This window comes from Gillisia limnaea DSM 15749, assembly GCF_000243235.1.
Taxonomy (GTDB): domain Bacteria; phylum Bacteroidota; class Bacteroidia; order Flavobacteriales; family Flavobacteriaceae; genus Gillisia; species Gillisia limnaea.
The window spans coordinates 949,674-964,343 of record NZ_JH594606.1 but is presented as its reverse complement, the minus strand read 5'-3'; the positions used below and the strand labels follow the sequence as shown (position 1 = coordinate 964,343).

10 protein-coding genes and 1 pseudogene are annotated in these 14,670 nt (G+C 39.6%); 5 read left to right on the top strand and 6 right to left on the bottom strand.

The window, feature by feature from the left end; all coding sequences use genetic code 11:
• Positions 1–19: 19 nt before the first annotated feature.
• The 4 genes from GILLI_RS06030 to GILLI_RS06015 all read right to left on the bottom strand — a co-directional run bounded on the left by GILLI_RS06030 (position 20) and on the right by GILLI_RS06015 (position 4,237).
• Entirely contained in the window at positions 20–1,726 is a 1,707-nt protein-coding gene (locus GILLI_RS06030) for a NupC/NupG family nucleoside CNT transporter (RefSeq protein WP_006988219.1), read from the bottom strand.
• Positions 1,727–1,736: 10 nt separating this feature from the next.
• Complete coding sequence (locus GILLI_RS06025) at positions 1,737–2,360, bottom strand: bifunctional nuclease family protein (RefSeq protein ID WP_006988218.1); 624 nt, start codon at positions 2,358–2,360, stop codon at positions 1,737–1,739.
• Between the two features lie 84 nt (positions 2,361–2,444).
• Complete coding sequence (locus GILLI_RS06020) at positions 2,445–3,413, bottom strand: electron transfer flavoprotein subunit alpha/FixB family protein (RefSeq protein ID WP_006988217.1); 969 nt, start codon at positions 3,411–3,413, stop codon at positions 2,445–2,447.
• A gap of 77 nt (positions 3,414–3,490) precedes the next feature.
• Positions 3,491–4,237 (bottom strand): electron transfer flavoprotein subunit beta/FixA family protein, encoded by a 747-nt coding sequence (locus GILLI_RS06015; RefSeq protein WP_006988216.1) that lies wholly within the window; start codon positions 4,235–4,237, stop codon positions 3,491–3,493.
• Positions 4,238–4,406: 169 nt separating this feature from the next.
• Here GILLI_RS06015 and GILLI_RS06010 point away from each other — a divergent pair, with 169 nt between their 5' ends.
• The 4 genes from GILLI_RS06010 (at position 4,407) to GILLI_RS05995 (ending at position 11,151) form a co-directional block, all read left to right on the top strand.
• Positions 4,407–5,384, top strand: a complete 978-nt coding sequence (locus tag GILLI_RS06010) for a pyruvate dehydrogenase complex E1 component subunit beta (protein ID WP_006988215.1) — start codon at positions 4,407–4,409, stop codon at positions 5,382–5,384.
• Between the two features lie 60 nt (positions 5,385–5,444).
• Positions 5,445–7,934 (top strand): DUF5686 and carboxypeptidase-like regulatory domain-containing protein, encoded by a 2,490-nt coding sequence (locus GILLI_RS06005; RefSeq protein WP_006988214.1) that lies wholly within the window; start codon positions 5,445–5,447, stop codon positions 7,932–7,934.
• A gap of 65 nt (positions 7,935–7,999) precedes the next feature.
• Entirely contained in the window at positions 8,000–8,512 is a 513-nt protein-coding gene (locus GILLI_RS06000; RefSeq protein WP_006988213.1) for an inorganic diphosphatase, read from the top strand.
• Positions 8,513–8,718: 206 nt separating this feature from the next.
• Complete coding sequence (locus tag GILLI_RS05995) at positions 8,719–11,151, top strand: sodium-translocating pyrophosphatase (RefSeq protein WP_006988212.1); 2,433 nt, start codon at positions 8,719–8,721, stop codon at positions 11,149–11,151.
• Positions 11,152–11,218: 67 nt separating this feature from the next.
• Here the strand turns inward: GILLI_RS05995 and GILLI_RS18005 are convergent.
• Positions 11,219–11,470: pseudogene (locus tag GILLI_RS18005) on the bottom strand (YciE/YciF ferroxidase family protein).
• A 338-nt stretch (positions 11,471–11,808) separates the two neighbouring features.
• Here GILLI_RS18005 and GILLI_RS05985 point away from each other — a divergent pair.
• Positions 11,809–12,849: an App1 family protein phosphatidate phosphatase gene (locus tag GILLI_RS05985; protein ID WP_006988211.1), complete on the top strand. Its 1,041-nt coding sequence runs from the start codon at positions 11,809–11,811 to the stop codon at positions 12,847–12,849.
• A 156-nt stretch (positions 12,850–13,005) separates the two neighbouring features.
• On the opposite strand, the gene GILLI_RS05980 is transcribed toward GILLI_RS05985, so the two are convergent.
• Positions 13,006–14,655, bottom strand: coding sequence for a RagB/SusD family nutrient uptake outer membrane protein (locus GILLI_RS05980; RefSeq protein ID WP_006988209.1), 1,650 nt, complete (start codon positions 14,653–14,655; stop codon positions 13,006–13,008).
• Positions 14,656–14,670: the final 15 nt, after the last annotated feature.

Sequence of the window (14,670 nt, the reverse complement as noted above, 5' to 3'; positions counted from 1 at the left end):
TCGCTCTGGGGTAATGGATTTAGCCAATGAGCATTCCTGCGATGGTCGCAGATAACAGGGAAGCAATTGTTCCGCCTATCAATGCTTTCATCCCGAATTCAGACAGGGTTTTTCGTTTTCCGGGAGCGAGGGATCCTATTCCGCCAATCTGTATCCCTATGGAAGCGAAGTTGGCAAAACCGCAAAGCATATAAGTGGCCATGATCACCGATTTTTCATAATTCAGGCTTAATGCGTTTAGAGGGTTCTTCAGTTCGGCAAGTTGGATATAACCCACAAATTCACTTGCAGCAAGTTTTATTCCCAGCAATTGTCCCATCAACATCATATCTTCTTTGGCAACTCCAATCAACCACATAAGCGGGGCGAAAATTGTTCCCAGAATAGATTCAAGTGAGAATTTGGAATAGGGAGTGTATGCTGCCATAACCGAGTTAAGGCTTGTAATTCCTCCCAGGTATCCCAATATATAATTGATCATTGCAATAAATGAAATAAATACCAACAGCATTGCAGCAACATTTGCTGCAAGTTTTAATCCTTCGGTAGTTCCGTTTGCTATGGCATCAAGAATATTGGAGCCAATTTTTTCAGAAGAAACTTCCACATTGGCATTGATGGCTTCCTGCTGCGGATACAGGATCTTGGAGATTACGATCGCTCCGGGAGCGGCCATGACAGATGCCGCCAGAAGGTGTTTTGCAAATTGCAGGCGCAATTCAGGATCTGTCCCGCCAAGAAAACCTATGTATGCGGCCAGAACACCACCGGCTACCGTAGCCATCCCGCCTATCATCACCAGCAAAATCTCAGAGCGCGTCATTCGTTCCAGGTAAGCTTTGATCATCAAAGGGGCTTCGGTTTGTCCTAAAAATATATTTCCCGCAACACTCAAGCTTTCTGCTCCGGAAATTCCCAACACTTTGGTCATAATCTTCGCCAGACCTTTTACGATTATTTGAATTATTCCAAGGTAAAACAATACGGAAGTCAAGGCAGAGAAAAAGATAATTGTAGGGAGTACCTGGAATAGAAATATAAATCCAAAACTATCCACATTCATCATTCCACCAAGTAGAAATTCACTTCCTGCTCGTGTGAAATCGAGGATAAGCACGAATATTTTCCCTACGAATTCAAAAATATTTTTAATAAAAGTTACCTTAAGAACCCCTATAGCCAATAGCATTTGGGCGGTAAGTCCTATTAAAACTGTTTTCCAGTTGATAGCCTTTTTATTGCTGCTAAAGAAAAATGCTATAAGTAGAAGGGCGATCATCCCTAAAATCCCTCTCCAAACACTTTCTATGGAAAGCCCGGCGCTGGGGATCATTTCCTTGGCAATTTTAGCTGGGATAACCTCCTCAATTGGCTGAGGTGTTTCCTTAAAAGTATACGAGGTGTAATGGTCTGAAATTGTGAGCGAAGTGTCACTTAGCTCATCGACACGAAATTTCCTGATCGTGTCATTGGGAGGATTGTAGAAAAATACCAGTAGATTATTTTGATAGAGATAGTCTCCCTGAGCTTTTATAGAGTCCACTTCCGCAGCTTTAATCTCAAACCTACCATCGTTAAGAAAAAGTTGGTCCTGATTTGAAAAATGCTGTTGAATTTGTGCGCTGTCTTCTTTCTCCTGAAAACTCCAGTTTTTTGAAAGGGTTTGCGCCTGAATTATAAAAATGCCAAATAATAAAAAGAACAGGCTTAACCAATATTTCTTCATGAACAAATTCTTATTTGCGTTTGGAAATTTCATCTCTTAGACGGGCAGCTTTCTCATAATCCTCATTTTTTACTGCCTGAGAGAGTAAGGTTTCCAGTTCGTCCAGTGACATTTTTTTATAATTTGTATCCGGTGTTTCTTCCTTTTGAGGTACGATATCATCTACATCCATATTTTCTATAGTTGGAGATGAGGATTTTGGAGTCACAGATTCCTGTTCTCCTTTTAAATAGATTCCGGCTTTGTCAAGAATGTTTTTGTAAGTAAAGATAGGAGCGTTAAACCTAAGTGCCAATGCGATTGCATCACTTGTTCGCGCATCTATGATCTCTTCTATTTTATCGCGCTCGCAAATAAGGCTGGAATAAAATACCCCATCCACCAGTTTGTGAATTATGACTTGTTTTACCACAATTTCAAACCTGTCGGAAAAGTTCTTAAACAAGTCGTGGGTTAATGGTCTTGGAGGTTTGATCTCTTTTTCAAGCGCAATCGCGATAGACTGGGCTTCAAAAGCACCAATCACAATAGGGAGTTTCCTATCGCCATCCACTTCGCTTAAAATAAGTGCGTAGGCGCCATTTTGGGTTTGACTATAAGATATTCCTTTAATATTAAGGCGTACTAAACTCATGTATCGATAATTAAAAAGGGCTGTCTAAATAAGGACAATATACCAAATTTAGACAGCCCTTTAAAGGCTTGCAAGTTAAAAAAATTATGCGTTTTTCGCCTTAAATTCTTTCAGTTTTTCATTTAGTTTCGGCACTATTTCAAAGGCATCACCTACAACTCCGTAATCTGCAGCTTTAAAAAAGGGTGCTTCAGGATCATTATTGATAACTACTTTTACTTTAGAGGAGTTTATTCCCGCCAAATGCTGAATAGCTCCGGAAATACCAATAGCTATATAAAGATTGGATGCAACCGGCTTTCCGGTTTGGCCTACATGCTCTCCGTGAGGTCTCCATCCCATATCGCTTACAGGCTTGGAACAGGCAGTTGCCGCTCCAAGTATATCTGCCATTTCTTCTATCATTCCCCAATTTTCCGGGCCTTTAAGACCACGCCCAGCAGAAACCACGATTTCTGCATCGGCAATGGTTACCTTATCTCTTGCCTTATCTACATTGGTAACCTGAACAGAAAAATCTTCTTCGTTTAGATTTGGTGAAAAATCTTCGGCAGCAGCATCGGCTTTGATTTCTTTTAATCCGAAAGCATTTTTAGATAATCCTAAAAGTTTTACATCGGTTTCGATTTTAGTGAAACTGAAGGCTTTATTGGTGAAAGCCGTTCTTTTTACGGTAAATGGAGTCGTGCTTTCCGGCAATGCGACTACGTTTGAGGCATAACCAGCATTTAGATGAACCGCAAGAAGGGGAGCGAGGTATTTGCTGTTAGCACTTTGGCTTACAACAATTACTTTTGATTCCTCTTTTACTGCAGCTTGTTGCAAGACATCGGCATAGGCTTCAGCATTGAAATTCTTCAGTTTATCGTTGTTTACTTTTAATACCTTATCTACTCCGTAATTTCCCAATTCTGAATTATCTTCAACATTGAAAGTTACTGCCGTAACTTGTGTTTGAAGCATTTGGGCAATTTCCCTTGCGTAGGAAGCCGCCTCAAAGGAGGCTGTCTTGAATTTCCCTTCTTCTGATTCTACATATACTAAAACTGACATATTTTATTTTTTTATTTCGGTTTTGAAAACCTGTGATGTTTATTTTTTAGAACTTTCGCAAATTAACCTTTAGTTAGTTAAATAACTTTTGCTTCGTTGTGCAGTAAATTGATAAGTTCGTCTAAGTTGTCTGGATCAACCAGTTTAACTGCACCTTTTGGTTCTGGTTTTTCAAATTTGGCAACCTCAGTTTGAACTTTTACTTCTTCAGGTTCTACTACATTCATAGGTTTTTTTCTTGCCTGCATGATCCCGCGCATATTTGGTATCCTAAGGTCGCTTTCTTCAACAAGACCTTTTTGGGCTCCAATCACCAATGGAAGGGAAGTGGTAACACTTTCTTTACCGCCGTCAATTTCCCGAATCGCTTTTGCCTCGGTTCCTTCAACTTCTAAATTGATACAAGTATTTACGAAATTGGCTTTTATCAAAGCAGCAAGCATTCCCGGAACCATTCCGCCGTTGTAATCTATAGATTCTCTCCCTGCAATAATAAGGTCATAACCACCATCTGTTGCAACTTTAGCAAGTTGTTTGGCTACCTGAAAACCATCGGTTGCAGGAGTATTGACACGAATCGCGCTGTCTGCTCCAATTGCAAGAGCTTTTCTAAGCGTTGGCTCTGTTTCCGGTCCTCCTACGTTTACAACATCTACCGTTGCTCCCTGTTTTTCCTTGAACCACATAGCTCTGGTAAGGCCAAATTCATCGTTGGGGTTTATTACAAACTGAACCCCGTTGGTATCAAACTGGGTATTATTATCGGTAAAATTGATTTTTGAAGTAGTGTCCGGAACGTGGCTTATACACACTAATATTTTCATTTATATCGTCTTTTTAAGAGTTTAAAATTTATGGAATACGAAGATAAGGAAATTAAATCGAAATTTACTATGCGTGCATAGTAAATATTTTATCCTGAAGTAGTAGTTTAAACTTTTTTGAATTACTATTTTTGTTTTTTAATAGAGACTTTAACTATTTTACAAGATAATGAAGACAATTCAGTTTAGAGAAGCCATACAACAAGCCATGAGCGAGGAAATGCGATTAGATGACAGCATTTACTTAATGGGAGAAGAAGTAGCAGAATACAACGGTGCCTATAAAGCTTCCAAAGGAATGTTGGACGAATTTGGTCCTGAAAGAGTAATAGATACCCCAATTGCAGAGCTTGGTTTCTCCGGGATTGCCATTGGAAGTGCAATGAACGGCAACAGGCCCATTGTTGAGTATATGACCTTTAACTTCGCTTTGGTAGGAATTGATCAAATTATAAACAACGCTGCTAAATTGAGACAAATGAGCGGTGGGCAATTCAACATTCCAATCGTTTTTCGTGGACCTACAGCTTCTGCAGGTCAATTGGGAGCAACACACTCTCAGGCATTTGAGAGCTGGTTTGCCAATTGTCCAGGGCTAAAAGTAGTGGTGCCTTCCAATCCTTATGATGCAAAAGGACTTTTAAAATCGGCCATTCGTGATGACGATCCTGTTATTTTTATGGAAAGTGAGCAAATGTATGGAGATAAGGGAGAAGTCCCAGAAGAAGAATACACCATTCCAATAGGTGTTGCCGATATAAAAAGAGAAGGAACCGATGTTACTATCGTTTCCTTTGGAAAAATAATCAAGGAAGCTTATAAAGCTGCAGATGAATTGGAAAAAGAGGGTATTTCGTGTGAGATCATCGATTTGCGTACAATTCGGCCAATGGACAGCGAAACCATTCTTAAGTCGGTTAAAAAAACAAACCGTCTTGTGATCCTGGAAGAAGCATGGCCTTTTGGGAATATCGCCACAGAAATTACCTACCAGGTACAAATGCATGCCTTCGATTACCTGGATGCTCCAATAATCAAGATCAATACTGCCGATACGCCGGCGCCGTATTCTCCGGTTCTTTTAAAAGAATGGATACCAAATAGCACCGATGTTGTTAAAGCTGTTAAAAAGGTGCTTTACAAGTAAACTTATAGACCTACATTTGAAACTTCATCTCTTACGGATGAAGTTTTTTTTTGCCCTTTTATGAAAAAGATTCTCCCCTTTATCTTTGTTTTATCTGCTTTTTTTATCTCTTCTGCGCAAACTCGAATTAGTGGAATTGTAAAGGACGAGACTGGAACCCCGGTACCTTTTGCGAATGTTGTTTTTCTAAATTCTTCTGAAGGAACCACCTCCAATTTGCAGGGACAGTTTTATTTAACGTCCGGAAAATATCAGGATTCAGCAGAATTTTCCTATGTAGGATATGAAACCTTGGTAATTCCTCTGAAGAAAGGTGATAATCTAAATTTGAAGGTGGTTTTAACCGAAGCCTCAGAGCGGTTATCGGAAGTGACGATCTACCAGGGGAAAACTTCCAAAACCAATAATCCGGCACTTGATATTCTTCGGAAGATCTGGGAAAACAAAAGGGATAACGGAGTAAACAAATTTGCACAGTACCAGTTTCGGAAATACGAAAAGCTGGAATTTGACCTTAATTCCGTCGACAGTTCCGTTATCAAAAATCCCATATTCAATGGAATGGAATTCATTTTTGATAATCTTGATACCAATAAGGTCACCGGAAAAGCATATTTACCCATCTTCATAAATGAATCTTCTCTTAAAGTATATGGAGATAACACAACCGGAAAAAAACGCGTCGATCTTTTGGGGAACAAGAACTCCGGTTTCAATGAAAACCAGAACCTGATCGCAATGGTAAAGGATATTTATGACGACTATGATATCTATGACAACTATTTGCAGTTTTTTGATAAAAGTTTTATCAGTCCACTGTCCACAACAGGAATCAACAATTACAACTATGTTCTCAAAGACAGTGCTTATTTAGGTAATAGGTGGTGTTACAACATTCAATATTATCCCCGCAGGAAAAACGAACTCACCTTTAAAGGGGATTTTTGGGTAAATGATACTACCTGGGCCGTTAATAAGATCAACCTTGAAATGACCGAGAGTGCCAATGTAAATTGGATTACCGGGGTATATATTGAGCAGGAGTTTGAAGTCCTGAACGATTCTGTTTTTCTTATTACCAAGGATTTTTTCCAGGCAGATTTTTCCTTTCAGGAGAAAGAGGGATCCCGTGGGATCTCTGGGAAAAAAACAATATTATATGATGATTATCAATTTGACCTTAAAAAACCTTCAGAATTTTACCGGAAGGAAGTGGTCGAATTCCAGAAAGAAGCGTATACCAGGGATGACGATTTTTGGATTCAAAACAGGATGGAGCCCTTGAGCGGACAGGAGCGTGCGGTTTATAAAATGATAGATACCCTGCAAACGGTTAAGGCTTTTAAGAGGCTTTATAATATCGCAACAATTGCAGAATCCGGTTACGTAGAATTTAATGGCTGGGATTTTGGGCCTGTTTTTTCTACTTTCGGATATAATGAGGTAGAAGGTTTTAGATTGAGAGCGGGAGGAAGAACTTATTTTGGGCAAAATGATCCATGGAGAATTCAGGGTTATGGTGCCTATGGTTTTAGGGATCAAAAATTCAAATATGGAATTTTAGGAAGCTGGTTACTGGATAAAAAATCCAGGTTGATAGTTTCTGCCGGAACCCGTCGGGACGTGGAACAGTTAGGGACCAGTCTCACCAATTCTACGGATGTCCTGGGAAGAAGCCTGGCTTCATCTTCTCTTATCAATGTTGGGGATAATGATAAATTAAGCGAATTAAATCTTTCGGTTATTTCTATAGAAATGGAACCTCTTCTAAATTTTACAGTACGGGTTTCGGGATCCTTCAGAAATTTAAAACCGGCTTCACCCGGGTTTAGCCTGGATTATTACGTAAATGAAGCCCGCACCCAAACGTCTACAGAGATTGATCAGGCTGAAATATCGACGATTATCAATTATTCCCCGGGACGAAAAACTTCAAGTTATGGGGTAGAAAGAACAGTGGTGAATGGTGGGGATTTTCCAACCCTCTTTTTAAGTTACAGCCTAGGGGTAAAGGATGTTTTGAACAGTGATTTCGATTATAAACGACTTCAGTTTTTTTATGATCAGCCAATTTTTATTGGAGGGTTTGGTAAATCCAATGTAAGCATGGAAGCCGGAAAAACTTTTGGTGCTGTTCCTCTGGGTTTATTAAGTGTTGTACCCGGAAACCAGACCTATTTCGCGCTATATAATTCATTTGCATTATTGAATTTCTATGAATTTGTAACAGATACTTACGTGGCTGTGCATTTGGAACACAACTTTAATGGGAGATTATTTGCGAGAATTCCCGGTTTACGGAATTTGAATCTCCGTGAAATAGTAGGAATAAAAGGGGTTCTGGGATCAATTTCTGAAGAAAATAAACGTCTGGATGCATCGGGAATTCCATTGATCGCACCAAATGATGAACCATACTGGCAGTATAGTTTGGGGGTGGGAAATATCTTTAAGTTCCTGAGACTGGATGCCCATTTCCGGGGAAATTATTTTGATATCCCGGATGCCCGAAAATTTGGGGTTACAGCTACGTTCGGTTTTCACTTTTAATTAATGGTAATAAAGATGTAAATACCTATATTTGCCGCCTTGAAAAAAGAATAAAAAAAAAGAAAATGAACGATACTTTTGATGTGTTGATTGAGATCCCGAAGGGAAGTAGAAACAAATATGAATATGATTTTGAATTGAAGAAGGTCCGGTATGACAGGATGATCTTTTCTTCTATGATGTATCCGGCAGATTATGGATTTATTCCTAATACATTGGCTTTGGATAGTGACCCTCTGGATGTATTGGTTTTGGTAGCAGAACCTACCTTCCCTGGAATTGTAATGGAAGTGAAGCCAATTGGTGTTTTCCATATGGCAGATGAAAAAGGACCGGATGAGAAAATTATTTGTGTTCCTGTTTCAGATCCTATCTGGAACCGACTTAACGATTTGGATGAACTCAACGGGCATTTATTGAAAGAGATCGAGCATTTTTTCAGGGTTTATAAGGATCTTGAGAAAAAGAAAGTCGATGTTGGTGGATTTGGAGATGCTGCCGAGGCAAAAAAGATCATTAAGCAATGTATAGAGCGATATGAAAATTACGATGGGGATAAAAGCAGATTTAGAATATAGTCCATTGATTTTTTAAAAATCAAATAATCAATTACTTAGGGCTCAATAACTTTGTTAAAAGAAGAAATATAAAGATTTTCGAAGTACGGGCATCGGGGAATTAAACCCACTGGTAGAATTAAAAGCAATAACCTAAAAGATTATTGCTTTTTTAATTATCCCTGTTTTACTACATTAGCCATATTAACTAATAATTAACAACTAATATGGATTCAATGATTATTTATTTGCCGGTGTTACTGGCAATTTTAGGTCTTATTTTTATGTGGGTAAAAAGATCTTGGGTGATGAAGCAAGATGCCGGAGACGGAAAAATGAAGGATATTGCATCTCACATTTATGAAGGAGCCCTTGCTTTTTTAAATGCTGAATATAAATTATTAACCTTTTTTGTTATAGGCGCCAGTATTGTTTTGGCTGGGGTTTCTGTCATTGTACCTACCACACACTGGCTAATTGTAGTCGCATTTATATTTGGGGCTTTCTTTTCTGCACTTGCAGGAAATATGGGGATGAAAATTGCTACCCAAACCAATGTAAGGACTACTCAGGCCGCCCGTAACAGTTTACCTCAGGCACTTAAAGTTTCTTTTGGTGGTGGAACCGTGATGGGATTGGGAGTTGCAGGTCTAGCAGTTCTTGGACTTACCGCATTTTTCATATTTTTCTTTCACTATTTTATGGGAGGGGAATGGACCAGTAACGCTCAAATGACCATTGTGCTGGAAACTCTGGCAGGTTTTTCTCTGGGAGCTGAATCCATTGCGCTTTTTGCAAGAGTGGGTGGTGGTATTTACACCAAAGCTGCAGATGTAGGTGCCGATCTTGTTGGAAAAGTGGAAGCTGGAATCCCTGAAGATGATCCGCGTAACCCTGCAACTATTGCAGACAATGTGGGGGATAATGTTGGAGATGTAGCCGGAATGGGAGCCGACCTCTTCGGAAGTTATGTAGCCACGGTTTTAGCGGCCATGGTTCTGGGTAATTATGTTATTCAGGATATGGGCGGAAATATTGTAAATGAAGGTTTCGGTGGAATTGGACCTATATTACTTCCAATGTCTATTGCAGGTGTAGGAATTATTATTTCAATTATTGGAACTTTACTGGTAAAGATCTCTAATAACAATGCGAAAGAAGCTGAAGTACAGCGGGCCCTGAACATAGGGAACTGGGTATCTATAGCTTTGGTGGCGGTTTCCTGCTTTTTTCTCGTGCAGTGGATGTTACCTACAAACACAATGACAATGGGCTTCTTTATTGGAGGGGAAGAAGGATTTGAATATAAAACGATCTCCTCTATGCGGGTATTCTATGCCACTTTGGTAGGTCTGGGAGTAGGTGGATTTATCTCTGCCGTGACCGAATACTATACAGGCCTGGGTAAAAAACCAGTTTTATCGATCGTACAAAAATCGAGTACCGGTGCCGGAACAAATATTATTGCCGGTCTTGCTACAGGGATGATCTCTACTTTTTCATCAATACTTCTTTTTGCCGCTGCTATCTGGGCTTCTTATGCACTTGCAGGGTTTTATGGAGTTGCCCTGGCTGCATCGGCAATGATGGCTACTACTGCTATGCAACTTGCAATTGATGCTTTTGGTCCTATTTCTGATAATGCAGGTGGAATTGCTGAAATGAGCGAACTTCCTGCTGAAGTAAGAGAGCGAACAGATATCCTGGATTCTGTAGGAAATACTACTGCAGCTACCGGGAAAGGTTTCGCGATCGCTTCTGCCGCACTTACCTCTTTGGCTTTATTTGCAGCCTATGTAACCTTTACCGGAATAGATGGGATCAATATTTTTAAAGCTCCCGTGTTGGCCATGTTATTTGTAGGTGGAATGGTACCGGTGGTATTTTCGGCATTGGCAATGAATTCTGTAGGGAAAGCAGCGATGCAAATGGTGAATGAAGTTCGAAGACAATTCAGGGAAATTCCCGGAATAATGGAAGGTACTGGAAAACCGGAATATGATAAATGTGTTGCAATTTCTACAAAGGCAGCCTTAAGAGAAATGTTATTGCCGGGCGTTTTAACTATAGGATTTCCAATAGCTATTGTGGTTATTCCAATGCTTTTTGGATTTGAGAATTTAATGATCGCCGAGATCTTAGGAGGATATATGGCCGGGGTAACCGTAAGTGGTGTGCTTTGGGCAATTTTCCAGAACAACGCGGGTGGAGCCTGGGACAATGCCAAAAAATCTTTTGAAGCAGGTGTATTGATCGATGGGGAAATGACCTACAAAGGCTCTGAAGCTCATAAGGCAGCTATTACCGGAGATACCGTAGGAGATCCTTTTAAAGATACCTCAGGACCCTCTATGAACATACTTATTAAGCTTACCTGTTTGATAGGTTTAGTGATCGCTCCAATTTTAGGAGATCATTCTGTGGAGGATATTCCAAATCTTCCTGAGGAATCTGGAATGATCCAAACCATTGACTCGAATTCTCTTTCAAATGGTGAGCAATCCATTTCCAAAGAAGTTCAGGTGAAAATGACTACTGAGGGTGAGGAAACCGTTGCTAGTGTTAGAATTACAACTATGGAAAACGGGAAAACCGATGTTCAGGTGAAAACTTTTAGAGGAACAGAAGCCGAAGTGAGATCTCAAATTGACAAACTGTAGAAGAAATTCCTTTTTTCAAAGAATAAGAAAAGAGCCCTTATTGGGCTCTTTTATAGTTAGCGGAAAGTTATTCCGCTTTTTTATTTAGCCGATTTTCCACCATCTTATTCAGCTTTTCATCTGCCTCGTACCCTTCATCCAATGTTTTTTGAAGCTTTTTAGCAATGTCTGCATGTCCAAGTTCCTTGGCATATCTCACCGCACTTCCCTAGAGGGAAATTTCATAATGCTCAACGCGGTAAGCATCTGCAATAAATTCTGCTTTTTTCACCGCATCTTCCTCTATCTTGTAATGCGCTTCTTTTATAAGCCCCTTCATAGTTTTACATTCTTACCTGGTAGCTCGGGACGGGGAACCTACCCGACGGTCAGGCGGGTTAAACCCTCAATGAGGGATAAAATGGGCGGTAAAAATCTGTTGTCAAATTATTAAAATTTAAGTCGGTCCGTCTATAATTCAGAAATTCATTTAAAAGTTGATCAGAAGGAAAAAAATGATCTTTTAAAAAGATTTTCAGTGCTTCGGTATAAATCTGAAAAACTACCAACAGGCATTACTAAACCCTTTAATTCCTAAAGTACCCCTAAATTATAAGGTATTTTATATGTTATTATTAGTTTAGAAGTAATTTAGAGCCTTGATAAAATCGATTAGAGATGCGTAAACGCCTAAAAAAATCCCTTGGCTTCTATAAGAAAATAGACAATGTGCTTATTACCCCATATCGGAGTTACGGCACCAGGAATCACCTGTATTTATTAGGCAGGGCCCTGGACGATATCCCGTTGAAAATCCTGGAAGATCAGTCAATTTTTAAAACCATTAAAAACACCATCCGCCAGTTTAACACCTTCGAAATAGCAGGTGCTCAAATTGAACTTGAAATCCCGGATCTTATCAAATTAAGCACCAAAGCAGATGATGAAGGCTATTTTCTATTTGATAAAACAGTACCCCAGGATCTTAGTTTGGCAGCAGATGCCGAGGGTTGGGTAAAAGTGGATATTCGATATATAGATGCGCTACATCCGGAAACAAAATTGGAAAAAGACCATTTTAAGGGAGAGCTTTTAATTCCGGAACCTGAAGCAGAATATGGGGTGATAAGCGACATAGATGATACGATTTTGCATACGGGAGTAACATCCTTTTTCAAGCTTAGGTTACTTAAAAACTCATTGCTTACCAATGCATATGAAAGAATTTCCTTAAAAGGAGCTCCGGAGCTCTATCAAAAACTACATTTGGGAAAAAGCGGAAAAAATAAAAATCCAATGTTTTACCTTAGCAATAGTCCCTGGAATTTGTATCAGTACCTAAAACTATTTCTGGATTTCAATAATTTTCCAAAAGGACCAATTTTGCTTCGGAATTTTAGGACTCCTTTTGACAGGAGCCTTAAGCCTGAAAAGCCGCACAAGCAAAAAGAGATTATCAATATTCTAAGAACATATCCCGATTTAAATTTTATTTTGATAGGGGATAGCGGGGAACATGATGCCAGTATTTATACCGATATAGCGGTACAATTTCCGGAAAGGATTCTCGCGATCTATTTACGAAGCGTAAATCACAAAAGGCAAATGCAGCGGGTGCAAAGCATCGTTGATAGCTTTGAGACCACTCCTGTTTTAATGACCGACTCTTCTAAAGAGGCCGAGGAACACGCCAGAAAAAGCGGATTTATTCTCCTTTAGAAATTATTATAAGCGTCATAATGTTACAGGGTTATTGTATTATTATGAGTAATTTAATAGTATCAATTCTTGAAAATAAAAACTCCCCGCATATTATTAGAATATGCAAGGAGTTTAAAGTAAGACTAAGTTTTAAAATTAAAAATTTAGCACTTATTAATTTTGATCACCGGGTCCCAAATTAGGATTAGCATCAATTTCTGCTTGTGGTATTTTGAAAATCCATGCATCATTAACCGAAGGTTTATCTTGTTGAAAACCATCTTGATAAAGCGTTTGGGATGCACCAGAACCTCCATTGGCGGCATGGTCAATACCTTCGTCCCAACGTATTTTATCTGTGTATAAAAAGCCTTCTCCATATAATTCTACGCCACGCTGAAACTTAATATGATCCATTAATTTTTCTTGAGTGTCAAAAACAGTCGCATCGTAAGCACTATCACGTGCTTCGCCCAACGGGCTTAAAGCAGCTTGGGCTCCGGCAATGTCATTCATCATTGTTTTTGCTTCAGCTTCTATTAAATACATTTCAGAAGTGCGCATGTAAATAATATCATCAGGATCTATAGATCCAGGATTTTGCTGCCTAAATTTAACATGCATATATGGATGTGTGTTGTGACCGTTGGTCAAACCATATACACTCTTAATACTGTCTACCGCCGCCTGAAAAGCTTCTTGTGTAGGATATAAAGGATTGGTATTATTGGCAAAACCCCCATTTCCGTTGGCTGCGGAAGTATTTGTGTTGGGAGCATTGGCTAAGAATAAATCTTGTCTATAGTCCGTATCGGGAATTTTATCATACAGTCTTCTATCCACTAATTTAGGGTTATTCCTAACCTGGCTGCCGTTGAAATCGTTGGCAATCAGGTAGAAATAAGAACGGAAAAATGTGGTTTCTGTGGTTATTACATTGCTTCCCCATATAACTTCTGGAAGAAGGGTAGTATTAAATCCGGATTTCCAATCGCTTTCATCCATTATTGGATAATCCCGGCGTGCGCGTGCCGCAGCTGATGCTGCAGTAGCCCAATCTCCTTTAGATAAGGCTATCCGTGCTTTTAGACCATAAGCAACATCTATGTTCAATTGAGACTTGGCATCAGCACTTCCGGTAGATCTTGGAGTCGCTTCCTCAAAGAAACCTATAGCGGCGTCAATATCCAGTTCCATCTGGTCGTAAATTTCTTGGACTGTTGATCTTGGTTCACTGTTAAACGGCGGTTCTGAAGCAAATAATAAGGGTACACCAGGATCACTTGATGGAGTCCCGATCAAATAACCCTTGGCATAATGCTGAACCAACGAAAGATACGCATATACTCTATACGTGTACGCCTGACCAGCAATCTCATTGAGTCTTCCATCTACAGGAATATCTCCTTCTGCAATCCTATTGATAACGGCATTGGCACTTCCTATGATATTGTAACGGTGATACCATAATAGTTCTGGTGTCAGCTCTGTTGGTTGCGTATGTGATATCCATCGTGTTTCGTCTTGCCAGCCTAAGTTATTGGCTCTCGCAGAATGAATTACACCTCCGGCTATATTATCACCAAGTGGAAGCCAGTAGTGTTCACCCGCCCTCGCGGTGTTACCTCCTGGAAAGATCGTTTGGGATTGGGCATACAACCCTCTATGCAATCCATTTATTATAAGCGCCATGTTCTCTGCAGTCGCCAAGGCATCAGCAGCAGAAATAGCATCTGTTGGTTTCGTTTCCAGAAAATCTTCTGAACAGGACGTTATTGTAATAGCTGCTATTACGAATAACATAAATTTTATTTTTCTTAACATAATTAGAATGTTTTA